This is a genomic window from Sorangium sp. So ce321 (assembly GCF_051530195.1).
Taxonomy (GTDB): Bacteria; Myxococcota_A; Polyangia; order Polyangiales; family Polyangiaceae; genus Sorangium.
On sequence record NZ_CP150329.1, the window covers coordinates 8,554,486 to 8,567,805 of the forward strand.

10 protein-coding genes and 1 pseudogene are annotated in these 13,320 nt (G+C 71.5%); 7 read left to right on the forward strand and 4 right to left on the reverse strand.

Annotated elements, in window-relative coordinates; translation table 11 throughout:
- The first annotated feature begins 232 nt into the window (after nt 1–232).
- Nucleotides 233–3,508 carry a PAS domain-containing protein gene (locus WME89_RS31550; RefSeq protein WP_438003382.1) on the forward strand — a complete coding sequence of 1,092 codons (3,276 nt, stop codon included), beginning with the start codon at nt 233–235 and terminating at the stop codon, nt 3,506–3,508.
- Between the two features lie 426 nt (nt 3,509–3,934).
- Nucleotides 3,935–4,462 (forward strand): hypothetical protein, encoded by a 528-nt coding sequence (locus WME89_RS31555; protein ID WP_438003383.1) that lies wholly within the window; start codon nt 3,935–3,937, stop codon nt 4,460–4,462.
- Between the two features lie 45 nt (nt 4,463–4,507).
- Here the strand turns inward: WME89_RS31555 and WME89_RS31560 are convergent.
- Together WME89_RS31560 and WME89_RS31565 are read right to left on the reverse strand one after the other, a co-directional pair.
- Nucleotides 4,508–5,167, reverse strand: a pseudogene (locus WME89_RS31560) (Vgb family protein); the annotation flags it as partial.
- Nucleotides 5,168–5,188: 21 nt separating this feature from the next.
- Complete coding sequence (locus tag WME89_RS31565) at nt 5,189–6,451, reverse strand: helix-turn-helix domain-containing protein (protein WP_438003384.1); 1,263 nt, start codon at nt 6,449–6,451, stop codon at nt 5,189–5,191.
- Nucleotides 6,452–6,592: 141 nt separating this feature from the next.
- Here WME89_RS31565 and WME89_RS31570 point away from each other — a divergent pair, with 141 nt between their 5' ends.
- The 4 genes from WME89_RS31570 to WME89_RS31585 all read left to right on the forward strand — a co-directional run bounded on the left by WME89_RS31570 (nt 6,593) and on the right by WME89_RS31585 (nt 10,239).
- On the forward strand, nt 6,593–6,733 hold the full coding sequence (locus WME89_RS31570; protein WP_438003385.1) for a hypothetical protein: 141 nt from the start codon (nt 6,593–6,595) through the stop codon (nt 6,731–6,733).
- Nucleotides 6,730–7,437 carry a DUF899 domain-containing protein gene (locus WME89_RS31575; RefSeq protein WP_438003386.1) on the forward strand — a complete coding sequence of 236 codons (708 nt, stop codon included), beginning with the start codon at nt 6,730–6,732 and terminating at the stop codon, nt 7,435–7,437. Before WME89_RS31570 ends, WME89_RS31575 begins: the two co-directional genes overlap by 4 nt.
- Before the next feature lie 544 nt (nt 7,438–7,981).
- On the forward strand, nt 7,982–9,289 hold the full coding sequence (locus WME89_RS31580) for a selenium-binding protein SBP56-related protein (RefSeq protein WP_438003387.1): 1,308 nt from the start codon (nt 7,982–7,984) through the stop codon (nt 9,287–9,289).
- Between the two features lie 38 nt (nt 9,290–9,327).
- Complete coding sequence (locus WME89_RS31585; RefSeq protein ID WP_438003388.1) at nt 9,328–10,239, forward strand: SMP-30/gluconolactonase/LRE family protein; 912 nt, start codon at nt 9,328–9,330, stop codon at nt 10,237–10,239.
- A gap of 55 nt (nt 10,240–10,294) precedes the next feature.
- Here WME89_RS31585 and WME89_RS31590 read toward each other — a convergent pair whose 3' ends face one another.
- Both WME89_RS31590 and WME89_RS31595 read right to left on the reverse strand, forming a co-directional pair.
- Nucleotides 10,295–10,528 (reverse strand): hypothetical protein, encoded by a 234-nt coding sequence (locus tag WME89_RS31590; protein ID WP_438003389.1) that lies wholly within the window; start codon nt 10,526–10,528, stop codon nt 10,295–10,297.
- A 433-nt stretch (nt 10,529–10,961) separates the two neighbouring features.
- A complete protein-coding gene (locus tag WME89_RS31595; RefSeq protein WP_438003390.1) occupies nt 10,962–11,930 on the reverse strand; it encodes an EamA family transporter in 969 nt (322 codons plus the stop codon).
- A gap of 498 nt (nt 11,931–12,428) precedes the next feature.
- On the opposite strand from WME89_RS31595, the gene WME89_RS31600 reads away from it, so the two are divergent.
- Nucleotides 12,429–13,256, forward strand: coding sequence for a hypothetical protein (locus WME89_RS31600; RefSeq protein ID WP_438003391.1), 828 nt, complete (start codon nt 12,429–12,431; stop codon nt 13,254–13,256).
- Nucleotides 13,257–13,320: the final 64 nt, after the last annotated feature.

Here is a 13,320-nt window from a genome sequence, read left to right on the forward strand (position 1 = left end):
TCGGCCAGGTGGCGAAGGACCTCGACCTGACCGAGACGGCGCTGCGCGACAGCATCGAGCGCGCGGACACCGACGCGGGCCACCGCCCGCCGGCGGGGCTGACGGCGCTGGAGCGTGGGGAACTGCAGCGACTGCGCCCCGACGCGAAGCGGCTACACCTGGAGCGCGAGATCCCCAGAAAGCGGCGGCCCTCTTCGCGGGGCTCACCTTGCCGCCCTCGAGGAGCTGCGTCGTGAAAACCGGCGGAAGCGCTGACTGGCCACGCTCCCTCGTCCCTGCCGCAGCGCTGTTTGCGAGCTACTCCCTCCTGGCCGTGCTGGGCCTCCGGTGGGCGACGGCCTGCCGCGACGCCTGCCCGGCGTTTCCCGCCGCGGGGGTCGCCCTCGCCGGGCTCGTCCTCGGGGGCCAGAGGCTGTGGCCGGCCGTGTTCGCCGGGACGATGGCCGCGTTCCTCCTGGAAGCGCCGTCCCTCCCGCTGTGGGCAAAGGCCGCCCTCGCTTCCGGGAACACGCTGGCAGCCCTGGGCGGCGCGTGGGCGCTGCGCCGCGCTCGCCTGCAGCCGGCGCTCACGCGCCTGAGGGACGTGCTCGCCTTCGGCGCCGCCGCCCTGGGCAGCTCGGCCGTCTCCGCCACTGCCGGGACCTTCGCGCTGGCCGGCGCGCTCGACCAGGGCTTCAGGGAGGCTCTCGTGGCATGGCTCAACCGGTGGGCCGGCGACGTGACGGGGGTGATCGTGGTGGCGCCCCTCGTGCTGAGCTGGGCGCGTGGCGAGCCGGTCGGCCGGGCCCGGGGGCGGTGGCTGCACCTCGCGCTGTGCACGGCGGCTGCCTGGGCCCTGGCCTGGCTGAGCTTCGGGCCTGAAGCCTCCCGCATGGTCCGCCCATGGCTGACCTTCCCCGCCCTGACCTGGGCGGCATTGACGTGGGGCGTTCGGGGCGCGACGGCGGCGATGCTCCCGGTCGCGGCCGTCGCGGTCCAGGCCACCACCGAGGGGCACGGGCCGTTCGGCGCCCCCGCGGCGCTGCAGTTCGCGCTGCTCCAGCAGTTCATCGGCGCCACCGCCATGACCACGCTGGTGCTGGCCGTCGTCGCCGACGAGAGATGCAACAGCGAGTCGCTGCGCAAGAACGAGGAGCGGCTGCGGCGAGCCAGCCGCGCCGGGCGGATCGGCCTGTGGGAGTTCAACATCGACAGCGGAGCGGCAGCCTGGACGCCCGAGGCCCGGGCGCTCTTCGAGGGGGACCGTCCGGGGAGCGGCCGGGTGGACTACGCGCGCTGGCTCGAGAGCATCCATCCCGAGGACCGCGCGGCCGTCGTCCGCACGGCCGACCAGGCGATAGCGCAGGCTCGATCCAGGCTGTCCGAAGCCCATTACGAGGATGAGTACCGCGTCCTGCACGCCGACGGCACCGTCCTGTGGGTGGCGTCGACCGGCGCCTTCGAGCGCGCGGGGAACGATCTGGTGATGCTCGGGGTCGTCCGGGACATCACCGAGCGCAAGCGCGCCGAGGAGGCGCTGCGGGAGAACGAGGCGCGGCTGCGGCTGGCGCTGCGCGCCGGGCAGACCGGCGTGTGGGATTGGGATGTCGCCACCGGCCGCGTTGTCTGGTCCGACGAGGTGTGCGGCATCTTCGGGATCCCGCCTGGCACGTTCGAGGGGACGCTCGGGGCGTTCGAGCGGAGGATTTACCCCGACGACCGGGTGCGGGTCCGGGCGGAGACGGAAGCGGCCATCAAGGGGCGGGTGGGCTATGCGATCGAGTTCCGCATCGCCCGCCCCGACGGGCAGGTCCGCTGGGTCACGGACCTCGGCACCGTCGAGCACGACGAGGCAGGACAGCCTCGTTCCATGATCGGCATGGTCACCGACATCACGGAGAAGCGAGCGGCCGCGGACGCGCTACGCGAGAGCGAGGAGCGATTCCGCAACATCGCCGACAACTCCCCCGTGATGATATGGGTGACCGGGCCCGACGCCTGCTGCACCTACCTCAGCAAGGTCTGGTCCGATTTCACTGGGCAGGCTCAGGCCGCCGGCCTCGGGTTCGGTTGGCTCGACATGCTCCATCCGGAGGACGTCGAGCGCTCCGCGAGCACCTTCCGCGCCGCCAACGCGAGCCGGGAGCCGTTCCGCTTCGATTACCGCCTCCGCCGCCGTGACGGGCAGTACCGGTGGTGCATCGACGCGGCGGCCCCGCGGTTCAGCCCGAGCGGCGAGTTTCTTGGTTATGTCGGCTCGGTCATCGATATCACCGATCGCAAGCAGGCCGAGGAGGAGCGGGCGCGCCTGCTCGAGGTCGAGCAGGCCGCGCGCAGCGAGGCCGAGCGGGCAAACCGGCTGAAGGACGAGTTCCTCTCGACGGTGAGCCACGAGCTGCGCACCCCGCTCACCGCCATCCTCGGCTGGACGCACCTCCTGCGCCGTCGGGTGAGCTGCGAGGACGAGGACCTGTGCAACGGACTCGTGGTCATCGAGCGCAACGCCCGCGCGCAGGCGCAGCTCATCGAGGACCTGCTCGACATGGGCCGCATCACGTCTGGCAAGATCTATCTCGACGTGCAGCCCCTGGACCTGCACGACGTGGTCGGCACGGCCGTTTCGTCCGTCGCCCCCTCGGCGGCGGCGAAGGGGATCCGGCTCGAAAAGATCTCGAGTCCCGCCGTGGGCGTGACGCGCGGCGATCCGAACCGGCTGCAACAGGTGGTGTGGAACCTCCTGAGCAATGCCATCAAGTTCACCCCGGGGGGCGGGAGCGTGCAGGTGAAGGTCTCCCGCGCCGGCGATCACGTCGAGATCACCGTCTCGGACACCGGAGAAGGCATCAAGCCCGAGTTCCTCCCGTACGTCTTCGAGCGTTTCCGCCAGGCCGACGCCTCGACGACTCGGCGGCACGGCGGGCTCGGCCTGGGGCTCGCCATCGTGAAGCACCTGGTCGAGCTCCACGGCGGCGCCGTGCGGGCGACGAGCGCCGGCGTGGGAAAGGGCACGACCTTCACCGTCGAGCTCCCGCTCGGCGTCGCGGAAGGGCGGGAGGTCGATGTCCGGGCGAGCGGCGATGACACCTGCGAGCTCTCCGACCTGAGCGGCATCTCGGTGCTCTTCGTGGACGACGCCCCGGATACCCGCGACATGGTCAGGACCTTCGTCGAAGAGCGCAAGGCGCGCGTCAGGCTCGCAGGATCAGCGGAAGAGGCGCTGAGGCTGCTCGAGCTGGAGAGGCCGGACGTGCTCGTGAGCGATATAGGGATGCGCGGGATGGATGGCTATGAGCTCATCCGCCGGGTGCGGGCGCTGCCGCGGGAGCGCGGCGGGGACGTGCCGGCGGTGGCGCTCACCGCGTACGCCGGAAACGAGGATCGCACCAGAGCGCTGCGCGCCGGGTTCCAGACGCACCTCGCGAAGCCGGTCCAGCCGACGGAGCTCATGGCGGCCATCGGGGTGCTGGCAGCGCGCGGCGCGAGAAAGGGGCGGCCGCAGGCAGACAACGGGGGGCTGCCCTTGCCCTAGAAGGGCAGGACGAGGCTCGGGCCGCCGCGGGCATCGAGAACCAGAACACAGAAGGCGACCGGTTGGCTTCATGGTTGAGCCCAGCTGTCCTCGCTCCAGCGGCTCATTCTGGACCGATCATTCTAGAATGATCGGTCCAGAATGAGCCGCTGGAGCGAGCGGTCACGTGACGCCGGCAGGGTCCCCGAGCCGCTTCATGAGCAGGGGCCTTCGGGTCCGGCAGCCCGGCAACATCTCCCGTGCAACCGCGACGCGGACGGCTCCGCTGCGCGGACGGCTCCGCTGCGCTACTATTGCGGGATGTTCGGTCCCGGGCATCCTCAGCACCGTCCCCAGCCGCCGCATCACTACCCTCCCCAGCCACCGTTTCACTACCCCCCTCCGCCACCCCCGCCGCCGCGTCCGAAGCCGGGCGTACCGCCGGTCGTGATCGTGCTCGCGGTCCTGGGCGGGCTGTTCGTGCTCGGCATGGGCGCCCTCGTCGTGCTCGGCGGCGTGGCGTACTTCGTGGCGAGCGCGACGCCGGAGCAGGCCGTCGTCGAGCCCGCGCCCTTCGAGGTGTCGACCGCGGGCAGCGCCACGCCCGTGCCGCCCCTGCCGACGAACACCCCGCTCCGTCCCGACCTGGAAGCCGATGAGGTGGCGGGCGCCGACCCGCCGAGCGACGATGCGCCGTCGCCCGCCGGCGACGACGCGACGGGCGAAGCGCCAGCGCCCTCGAAAGGCGCCGCGAGCAACGGGAGCGCGGCGGGCGGGGCGTCCTGGTGGTGCACGGCGAGCGCGTCCGTGCGCGTCTGCGGCTTCGCGGGCGCCTGCAACTATCAGATGGTGTTCGGCAATGGCGGAGGAAAGGACCGCTTCCTCGCGTCGCAGCAAGCGAAGCGAGCGTGCGAGTCGAGCGCGCGCGCGAAGGGCGCCTCGGCCATCTGCGTCGTGCAGTGCAGCCCTCGCTGACGAGGGAATGGCAGGGAAGCTCCTCCCTCCCCCGCCCCCGCGTGTTCAGGCCGCCGTCCTCGGCTTCCTCACCGCGCGAAGCTTGCCCGTCGCCGGATCGCCGCACCACAGGCGGCCGCTCGCGTCCGCCTCGACGCCGGAGACGCGCACGCCCTCCGGCAGCGCGAGCCGGTCCAGGACCTCGCCGCGCTGCGCGTCGACGCGGCGGAGCTCCGACGGCGCGCCCTCCTCGTCGCGCATCACGCCGTGCCAGAGGTCGCCGTCCGCCCACGTGACGCCGGTGACGAACCTGTCGGAGACGAGCGTGCGGAGGACGGTCCCGCGCTCGGGATCGATCTTGAGGATCTTCTTCTGCCGGTAAATGCCCGCGTAGAGCGCGCCATCGGCCCACGCGAGCCCGGTCACGGGCGTTGCATCGAAGCCCGGGACCTCCCCCAGCACGGCCCCGGTCGCGGGATCGATCTTGCGGATCTTGCCGCCCCCGACGACCCACAGGTGGCTCCCGTCGAACGCCACCCCGGCATTGGCCGGGGCCTTCAGGCGGCGCAGCACCCGGCCCGTCTCCGGCTCCGCGGACAGGAGGTCTCCGCCAGCCCCGTGCGCAAACCATACCGCCTGCCCGTCGAACGTGACCCCATGGATGGAGTCCACCCCGTCGAACGTGCGCTCCGCGATGATCTCGGCCTGCCTTGCCTTCATGATCCAGGACCTCCCTGCCCCGCCCCCTTAGCCTGGAAGCGCGAGCCCGAGCAGCAACATCTGTGACGCGATCGACAGCGCCGCTCGGGGCCTCGCGTAGCGCCGCGAGGGGCCGCTGCCGCTGACCTCGACCGCGCGCGCGAGCACCAGCGCCGAGAGCGCGCGCTGCACCGTGCGCGTGCTCTTGCCGAGGGCGGCGCCGATCGCCGGTGCGCTCCACGGGGCGCCGTCGGCCAGGAGCGCGCAGATGGCGCCGGCGTTGCCCGGATCGAGCGGCGCGAGCAGGACCAGCTCGACCCCTCCGCCGAGCTCCCAGCGGTACGCGTTCCCGAGCGCCCTCACGACCCCGGCGCCGCCGAGCGCGGCGCGCAGGCGCCCCACCTCGACGCGCAGCCGCCGCCGGTGAGACTCGTTGATGGTGCGCACGCCGAACGCCGCGCGCGCGAGATCGGCGCTCGCGACCGCGGCCGGGTGGGCGCGCGCGAGCGCCTCGAGCATGGCGAAGAGGACCGGACGGCGCGACAGGTCGGCGCGCGCGGCGCCGCCGTCGAGGACGCGGCGCCGGAGCGCGTCGACGACGACGCGCCCCTCGGCCGCGACCAGGGCCTCGACGTCGGCGAGGCGCGCGAGCTCCTCGCGGCCGCCGCGGGCGACGCGCGCCACCGGCTCGTCGTGCGCGCGGAGGAAGCGCTCCGTCTCGGCGATGAGCTGCGGGTGCCCGCTCGCCCGCGCCCACGCCGCCGCCTGCTCCGCGGCGCGCCGCGCCGAGGAAGCCCGCACGAGCCGCGCGTGCAGCTCGGCGCGCGCCAGCGCCAGCGCCGCCCTGGTGAACACCGGCGCGTCGCCCGTGACCGTGGCCTCGGCGGCCGCGAGCGCCCGCTCCGCCTCGGCGACGCGACCTTCGAGGAGCGCGGCGCGCGCCGCGCCGAGGCGGGCCCACGCGGCGTTCGTGAGATCGCCGGCGCGCTCGAGGGCGTCGCCGGCCTCGACGAGCCCTCGCTGCGCCTCCCCGAGCTCCCGCTGGGCGAGCGCGATCTCCCCGAGGGCCGCGCTCGCCCGCGCCCGCGCGCGCTCCGCGCCCGCCGCCGCGAACGCCAGCGCGGCGCGCTCCAGCGCGGCCCTCGCCTCCGCGTAGGCGCCCATCTGCGCGAGCGCGATCCCGCGGAGCGCGAGCGCGTGGGGACCTCCGAAGGGGCCCGCCACCCTCAGCGCGCCGAGCGCGTCCCCCGCCGCGAGCGCTCGAGCGGCCAGCGCGCCGAGCTCGGCGGGGACTTCGACCGCCGCTTCCATCGCCGAAGCATCTCACGCCGAGCGGCGCGCGCCAACCGATCGCGACATCGATGTTGCTGTCGCGACCACAGGCGACGTGGTCACGTCTCCGTGTCGGCCGCGGAGCCCCGGGCGCGCGGCTGGCAGGAGGAGAGTAGTCCCATGTGCCCTGCGTGTCTCGCTTCCCTCGGGTTGGTCCTCGTCAAGGCGGCATCGGCTGGCGCCGTGACCGCGGCCGTCGTCAAGAAGCTCCGGAGCGGCAAGGTCGCCGGCGCCGGCGCCTCGAAGGGAGGGAGCCGATGAGCCGCCCGAGGGTCGCCTCGAGGGAGGAGTGGCTGGCGGCGCGCCTCGCGCTGCTCGAGCGAGAGAAAGAGCACGACCGGCGGCGCGACGCGCTGAGCGCCGCGCGCCGCGAGCTGCCCTGGGTGAAGGTCGAGGAGGCGTACGTGTTCGACGGCCCCTCGGGCAAGGTGGCGCTGCGCGACCTCTTCGGCGCGCGCCGGCAGCTCATCGTCTACCACTTCATGTTCGATCCGAGCTGGGATCAGGGCTGCAAGAGCTGCTCGTACGTGGTCGACAACATCCAGGGCGGCCACGTCCACCTCGCGGCCCGCGACACGGCGTACTGCGCCGTCTCCCGCGCGCCGCTCGCCAAGATCGAGGCGTTCAAGGCGCGCATGGGCTGGACCATTCCGTGGGTCTCCTCGAGCGAGTCGAGGTTCAACTTCGATTACGGCGTGTCGTTCCCGGAGGAGGCGCGCGCTCGCGGCGACATCGAGTACAACTTCAAGAAGGGGAGCTTCCCCCATCCCGAGGCCCCGGGGGTGAGCGTCTTCGCCCGCGAGGGCGACGAGGTCTTTCACACCTACTCGACCTACGCGCGCGGGCTCGACGTCCTGATCGGCACCTACAACTACCTCGATCTCACGCCCAGGGGCCGGGACGAGTCCGCGCTCTCTTTCTCGATGTCGTGGGTCCGCCATCACGACAGGTACGACGCGACGTGAGGGCTCGAGTCACCGCGCGGCGTCCTTGCGCCTGAAGGTCACCGCGGCGAGGGTTCACCTCTCGAACGGCGGCGCCGCTCCGGCGGAGAGGCGCTGATCGGCGTGCGAGCGCGCGCCTGCGCGCACCGGCATCCGCCTGGATAGGCCCTGGCCCGGCACTGCATTGCCGATCGGCTATATACACGCCCAGGAATATACGGCAGGCGTCGTCCCGTCAAGCTCGAGCTCACGCGGCCCGCCGCTCCTGAAAAACCAATAAAATCAACAGCTTGTCCGCCCATCGACAGGGCCGCCCTCACGCCACAGCCCTGCGGGGTGGGCAGAAAAATGTAACCGGCAACGCAGCAGACTGTTGACGGCATCCGTTAAAACGGACAAACGTCCAGTCACAAGCTCGACGGGGCTCCGTCTGCGACGGAGGGTGGGCGTCGTGTACCGGACGCGTGATTGCCTGCGCGGGCAGCAGCTGCCTTTGGCGGTCACTGCTGCCCGCTGCGCCGTGGTCGAGCAACGGACCGATCAGTCGACAGGAGATCGAGACAACATGAAGAAAGCGTCCGTGTTCAAGTCGCTCTCTGCGCTCGGGCTCGCCGCGGCCAGCGTCGTGTGCATGCCGTCGTATGCGTCTGCCACCCAGGATACGCTGCTGGTCTGGGCGAGCGACGCCAAGCACAGAGCGCCAGACTTCCTCACCGTCGTGGATTTCGACGCCGGCTCGCCGACGTACGGCAAGGTGCTGAAGACCGTTCCGCTGCCGTTCTCGCTCCCGACCGCGATCCCGCTCAGCACGGGCGCGATCGGGAACGAGCCGCACCACGTCGGGGTCTCTGCGGACGGCAAGACCCTGGCCGCTGGCGGCCTCCTCAGCATCCTGCGCGTCCAGAACCAGAATTTCGTATTCGACATCCAGAACCCGCGCTCGCCCAAGTTCGTGAAGGCGAACACCCTGCCGGTGACCGCGTCGATCGCGGACGAGTACGTGCCGCTCTCGCGCGGCGGCTTCCTGACGACCTTCATGGGCGGAGTCGCGGGCGAAGCCCCCGGCCGCGTGGTCGAGTACGACGGCGCTTACAACGAGGTGGGCCAGTGGCCGCTGGTGCCGCCGCTCGACGACTTCAACCCCCACGGCATCGCGATCGACGAGGCGCACAACCTGCTGCTCACGAGCGACTTCGTTTGCCCGTTGCACACCCTGGACGTGCCGACGGGCAGCAGGGTCGAGTTCCGCGGCGCGGTGCGGGTCTGGGACCTCGCGAGCCGGACCATCACCAAGAAGATCCCCGTCGGAGACCCGAGCGTTCCGGCCGGCACCATCAACGTCGAGCTGATCCCTGGCGATCCGGAGCTCCGGGCTTACGTCACCGGCGTGAACGACGGGCGGCTTTACCTGGTCAAGCCCCTGGCGGGCACGGCGCCGCTCGCCATCGACTTCAACTACCTCGCGACGGCTGCAGCGCCGAAGCCCTGGCCACACCTGTTCAAGATCAACCGGGCCGGCACACGGCTCGCGCTGACGCTCAACTTCCAGGGCAAGGACGGCAAGGTGGTGCTGCTCAACATCGAGAACCGCGAGCATCCCACCGTCCTCAGCGTGGCCAACCTGGGCCCCAACTCGGGCCCCCACTACCTCGCCTTCAGCCCGGACGAGGACAAGGTCGTCGTCGCTGACTACTTCCTGGTGCAGGACCTGTTCCCGACCGGCGTGGTCCAGGTCGACGGCGATCGCAAGATCCGCGTCTTCAAGACCGCGGGGGACGTGTTGACGCCCGACACGGCGTTCGATCTCGACTTCAACCGCGACATCGGCACCGGTCCGGCTCGCCCCCACGGCATCGCCATCGTGCGCCGCTGAGCATGCGCCCACCCATGACGAGATATCGAGGAAAGACCATGACACGATCTTCCATCATCGCGCTCGTTGCGATCAGCGGCGCGCTCTCGGCGTGCAACGTTCAGAGCGAGGAGAGCCAGGAGAGCGAAGTGCCGTCTCAGGTCTCGCAGACGGCCGCCGTGCGTTACAGCGGTTTTTCGGAGCCCGAGCGAGTTCTCTACGACTCGGCCCGCGATCGCTACCTTGTATCGAGCGTGAACGGCGAGACCGCCGCCAAGGACGGCAACGGGTTCATCTCCGTGCTCTCACCGGACGGCTCGATCACGGAGCTCAAGTGGATCGAGGGCGGTCAGGCGGGGGTGACCCTCCACGCGCCCAAGGGGCTCGCTATCGTGAGCGGCGTTCTGTACGTGGCGGATATCGACGTCGTCCGCAAGTTCGACGCTGCCACGGGCAAGGCGCTGGGCGAGATCGCGGTGCCCGGCTCGACCTTCCTGAACGGCCTCACCGCGACGGGTGACGGTCGCCTGTACCTGTCGGATTCGGGGCCGCCTCTGGGCTTCCTCGACGGCTATGGCACCGAGGCCGTCTACGTGATCGAGGACGATCGGGTCCAGCTGCTGGCGGAAGGCCCGCTGGGCCGCCCGACGAGCCTTCAGCCGACGCAGGGTGGCGTCATCGTCGCCTCGTTCGGCGCCAACGAGGTGTTCGAGCTCGACGGCCAGGGGAACAAGGGCAAGGTATCGCAGCTGCCCGCCGGCGGCCTGGCTGGCCTCGTCAAGCACGGCCCCTGGCTGTATGCGACGAGCTGGCAGGCCTCCGCCATCTTCCGCGGCAAGCTCGGCGAGCCCTTCGAGGTCGCGGCCGGTGATCTCGCCGCGCCGAGCGACCTCGGTTACGACAGCAAGCGCGGGCGGCTGCTCGTCCCGCGCTTCACGGAGGGCACGGTCGACGTGCTCGAGCTGCAGTAGCGTGCACGGGGTGCTGGGCGATCGCTCCAGCACCCCGTCGTGCTCGCTGCCGCGGTCAGGGCGCCGCGCCGCAGCGTATCCAGCCCAGGATGAGGGACGCCTCTTCGGCCGTTAGCTCGAACCCCGAGTCCGGCGGCGGCATCGAGCAGCTCAGGATGTCCGAGCGAATCTTGTGCCGCCACGCGGTGACCTCCTCGTAAGTGGTCAATGGCCAGGGCCCGTCCTCGGATTGGCTATGGCACCACGCGCACTTCTCTTCCAGGATCGGCGCCACGTCGGCGTAGGTCACGTCTCCAGGGCAGGCGATGGGCGTTCGAGCAGCGCACGATGTGGAGTCCGCGCCGGCGCCTGCGTGCTGAGGGTCGCCTGCCGGCGACTCGGCCCCTCCGCTGCAGCCGCTCACCGCGAACAACGCGAGTAACCAGCGTGTTCCTCGGTCCAACTTCATGGAACTCCGTCTATCACGAAAGAGGGATGAGAGAAGAACAAAACGATTGATGCACGAAGATCGATCGGAATGGAGGATGCCAGATGCGACGCGCCGCTCGTCCCGGGTGGCGGCAGGCGCGCTTGCGCGTTCTCATGTCCATCTCCCGGGAAAGCCAGGCTATCGACGGCATATCGGCCCATCGAAGGGGTCGCCTCCACCCACGGAGCTGCGGGGAGAGATCTGCACGATGCCGCGTGGATCCTGTCCGCCGCCGCGGGCGGCGGCCGCCACGCTATCCCGGCTCGCGGGCCTCTGGGCTCCGGTTCGACAGGTTGATGAGGACGATGGCCGACAGGATGACGGCCATGCCGAGGCGCTGCGCCGGGCTGATCGACTCCCGGAGGAACAGGAGCCCGGCGATCCCGGTGAACACCACCGTCAGCGCCTCGGTGATCACCGCCGCGAGCAGGCTGCCCGAGGTGAGCCCGATGACGATGCAGAACTGGGCCGCTGCGCCGGCGCCGGCCGAGAGGACGAGCTGGTCCCAGGACGACCAGAGGCTGCCTCCGAGGATCATCGCTCCGGAGCCCGTCGTGACGAGCGCCAGGAGGCTGGCGGCGATGCCGACGAGGGAGGTGAAGAGGAGGATGTACTCGAACGGGATGTGCTGGAGGCGATCTGCGCTCAGGTTGACGAGGGACATGAGGAACGCCGCCGCGAGCGGCAGGAGCAGGGCCAGCCAGCGGTACCCGTGGAGCGCCTCGTAGGTCAGGAACCCGTCGTGGAAGTAGATCGCCACGCCGACGAAGGCCCATAGCGCGATGAGGCCTCGCCTCGCGCCGGGCGCCTGGCGCAGCGCGGCCCACAGGAGGAAGGGCGTGAAGATGACGTGGAGCGAATACAGGAGCGAGTTCGTGGCGAGGGGCAGGAACAGGCTCCCCACGAGGAAGAGCGTGACCCCGAGCAGGTCGAAGAGGGCGTAGGCGCCGAGCGCCACGCGCCGCTCCACGAGGGCGGCCGCCGGGACACGGCGGCTGCGGCGCGAGAGCAGGAGCGCGACGACCATGAAGATCGCGACGTTCGTCCAGAGGTTGACCAGCATTACCAGGGTGACGTCGCCGGCGCCCGGCTGAGCTTCCGAGAGGAACCGCAGCGCGACTTGCGACCACGTGAGCAGCGCCGCCCCGGTCGCCATGAAGAGGGTCGCGCGCAGGCTCCTGTGGAACCCCCGCGCAGGCTGGACGGCGCCGGCGGCGCTCATCGGAGAGCACCTGCGCGCCGGGGTCGCTCCTCGACGAGGGTCGCTGTCGGCGCGCTCGCCTCGTCCCGCTGGCCGGCGGCGAGCGCTGCTGCGGTCGCCTTGCTCTTCGCGTCGCTCATGGGGTTGCCTCGGGGGACCTGGCACGTTCACGACCACGCGGGAAGGCCGCTCGGCGATCGCCCTCGTCGGTGTGCGCTGGAGGTTGGCCGGGCCTTGCTCCGGGGTTGACCGCGCAGGCTCCGACGTTGCCCGCTCCAGGATCGAAGGATCGCCGGCCCATCATTCCATGGTGGCGGAGCCATCATCGACCTTGAGCCTCGAGAGCGTCGCCCCCTCTCGCGAGGCGCTCGATGGCCCGGCGTCGACGGCGAGGTCAGAGTACGCATGCGCGCGCCCGCCGCCCTCGCAGGGCGCCGACGGCGCGACCGGAGGCCGCATGAACCCTCGACGCCCCCCGTGCCCTGGTCCCCGCCCACCTGGCTGACGTCCGACAGAATCGTGCTCGCTGCGGTCGTCCCGTTCGCGGCGGCGGCGGCGCTGCCCGCGGTCTGGTGGATCCCGCTCGCGCGCGACGCGATCCAGGGCAAGGCGGGCGCTGCCGCGGTGATGGCCACCTCGACGGCGCTGCTCAGCGTGGCCCTGCTCCGCTACGCGCTCCGCGCGACCAGCCACCGCGGCGCGTGGCTGCGGTGCGTTCTGGGCGGTGCCTTGGCCGGCGTCCTCAATGCTGGCCTGTCGCTCGCGGGCATAGGGGTCGTCTGCAATGGGCAGGGAGGCGGCTTCTTCGTGGGATTCTTCGTGGGCACCTTGTTGGGTGGAGTCTACGGGGCACCGCTCGGCCTCGCCTTCGGGGCCTGGTACGCCGTGCTCGCCGGGAGCGCCGTGCGCGCGCGGCTGGACCCCTCGCACGACGGCCCCGATCGGGTGCTCACGACCGCGGGCCTGTGGCTCCTCCTCGGGGGAGCGTGCGCGAGGCTCGCCTGGCGGTGGGCGCCAGCGGCGCTGTCGCCATGGGGCCTCGTCGCCATCGGGCTCGGGCTGGCCGTGCTCGGCGCGGCGCGACGGCGCGCCCGGCTGGCGTGGCTGGCGCGCGTGGCCGCAGGCGTCGAGCCCCGATGGCAGCTCGACGTGCGCCGCAGCGATGATGTGCGCCGCAGCGACGAAGAGGCGGGGCTCCTGCCGCTCGTCCGGCCGGGTGGGAGACCTCAGGACGGCGTGCTGCTGTACAGGGCGCATGGGCACGATCGGTACCGCAGCGCCTCGCCGAGCGCGCCGGCCGCTCTCGCGGCGTTGCCGGGGCTCGCTGCGCAGGAAGCGGACGGCTGACGAGCGATCCGACCAGGTTGAGCGAGCCCCGCGGCCCGACCCTGGTTGAGCGACCCGCAACCTC

What these genes read in the sequence shown, in the direction of transcription:
- WME89_RS31585 (WP_438003388.1), top strand. Translation starts at nt 9,328, where the DNA reads ATGACACGATCTTCCATCATCGCGCTCGTTGCGATCAGCGGCGCGCTC.
- WME89_RS31595 (WP_438003390.1), bottom strand. Translation starts at nt 11,930, where the DNA reads ATGAGCGCCGCCGGCGCCGTCCAGCCTGCGCGGGGGTTCCACAGGAGC.
- WME89_RS31580 (WP_438003387.1), top strand. Translation starts at nt 7,982, where the DNA reads ATGAAGAAAGCGTCCGTGTTCAAGTCGCTCTCTGCGCTCGGGCTCGCC.
- WME89_RS31570 (WP_438003385.1), top strand. Translation starts at nt 6,593, where the DNA reads ATGTGCCCTGCGTGTCTCGCTTCCCTCGGGTTGGTCCTCGTCAAGGCG.
- WME89_RS31565 (WP_438003384.1), bottom strand. Translation starts at nt 6,451, where the DNA reads ATGGAAGCGGCGGTCGAAGTCCCCGCCGAGCTCGGCGCGCTGGCCGCT.
- WME89_RS31575 (WP_438003386.1), top strand. Translation starts at nt 6,730, where the DNA reads ATGAGCCGCCCGAGGGTCGCCTCGAGGGAGGAGTGGCTGGCGGCGCGC.